This is a genomic window from Streptomyces radicis, assembly GCF_003626575.1.
GTDB lineage: Bacteria > Actinomycetota > Actinomycetes > Streptomycetales > Streptomycetaceae > Streptomyces > Streptomyces radicis.
This window is the reverse complement of sequence record NZ_RBDY01000078.1, coordinates 1-1,099: the sequence shown is the minus strand read 5'-3', so window position 1 is coordinate 1,099 and position 1,099 is coordinate 1. Positions and strand designations below refer to the sequence as shown.

The following is a 1,099-nucleotide window of genomic DNA, read 5'->3' as shown; positions in this document are numbered from 1 at the left end:
CCGCGTCACCGCCATCGCCTACGGACCCCTGCACGGAAACCGCATCCTGGACACCGGCCCCGGCGACCCCGTCCACCTCCTGAACCGCGACGGCAACCCCGTCGACAACACCACCGTCACCCCCCTCGCCAGCGGCGACCACCTCGTCGTCAGAGGCGACACCACCTACCTGGTCGCCGACGACGGCCTCTTCACCTACCGCGTGACCTACCTCACCGGCAGGAACCCCGACCTCCTCGCCCTCACCCGCCCCGACGGCCAGCTCTACCCCCTCCCCCGCACCCTCGACGGCACCACCCTCCACGACCACGTCATCCGCCACACCGACGCCACCCCCACCCCCACCCGCGCCAACCCCAACCCCCCACAAGGACACCGCCTCACCCTCCACACCCCCGAACGAGCCATCACCTACCACGCCGACACCGGCCGCGTCATCGAAAACAGCGACGGCACCGACGGCACCGACGGCACCCCAGGGTTCCAACGCGTCAACGACGTCGAATACCTCCTCCTCACCCCCGAACACCGAGCCATCCCCGTCCAGCAACTCACGGAATCCACCACCAGCACCAGGCCCACAACCCCCGACCTCGGCGACACCGACCTCACGGTGCACATGGCGTTCGTCCCCGACCGCCCCGGCAACCCCGGATCCGACGCCTCCGACGGCTCGGGTGTCCCAGGCCCGGCCCGCCACGGCATGGGCGACAGCAACGTCGAGCTGACCGAACTACCACACCCCGTCCGGCTGTCCGGGCACGACGGCCGCTCCACCGGCACCCTCACCACCCCACCCGGCGGCGGCGCCCCCACCCTCACCCGCGACGGCCAACCCGTCGCCACCGACGACATCCGCATCACCGACCGAGCCATCCTCATCCGCACCGGCACCACCACCACCTTCCACGACCCCCACGACGGCCACTTCCTCGCCAACCTCCACGTCCACCGCGACGGCCCCCTCGCCGACCACATCGCCATCACCAGAGCAGGCCAACCACCCCTCCTCATCCGCCTCGACGGCCAACCCACCGACCTCCACGTCCACCACACCGGCCCCCTCACCGGCCACATCGCCATCACCCGAGCAGGCCAA

Annotated in this window: 1 protein-coding gene; it reads left to right on the top strand. The window is 71.1% G+C overall.

Features of this window, described 5'->3' with window-relative positions:
- On the top strand, nt 1–1,099 hold a 1,099-nt coding region (locus tag D7318_RS33285), incomplete at both ends, for a hypothetical protein (RefSeq protein WP_183091722.1).